Source organism: Streptomyces sp. WM4235, from assembly GCF_001279725.1.
Taxonomy (GTDB): Bacteria; Actinomycetota; Actinomycetes; order Streptomycetales; family Streptomycetaceae; genus Streptomyces.
This window is the reverse complement of sequence record NZ_LGDE01000342.1, coordinates 1-346: the sequence shown is the minus strand read 5'-3', so window position 1 is coordinate 346 and position 346 is coordinate 1. Positions and strand designations below refer to the sequence as shown.

Here is a 346-nt window from a genome sequence, read left to right as displayed (position 1 = left end):
GCCGGACTGGCCGCGCGCGGAACGCCCGGCGCCGCACTGGTGGACGCGGTGGCGGATCCGGGGGACCTGCTCGTCGTCGGTACCGGCAGCCGGGCTCCGGTGCTCCGCGCACTGCGGCCCTCGGTGGCCCGGTACTGCCTGGCACACGCGTCCTGCCCGGTCCTGGTGGTGCCGCCCGGCCCGCTCCGGGCCGACCTGGAGTCCGTACGCAGGCGGCGCAGGTGGCGGATGCCGATGGACGCCCGCGAGCTGACGGGGTGCCCGTGACCCCGGCCCCGCGCCCGTGCCCCGGGCCCCGGGAGGGAGCGGCCCGCTCCACCACGGCCCCGGCCCGCCGGCGCGGAGG

1 protein-coding gene is annotated in these 346 nt (G+C 80.9%); it reads left to right on the top strand.

The genetic code is table 11. The features are described from left to right. The coding region (locus ADK55_RS22075; RefSeq protein ID WP_053681352.1) for a universal stress protein at nt 1-267 on the top strand (267 nt) is incomplete at its 5' end. Between the last annotated feature and the right edge of the window lie 79 nt (nt 268-346).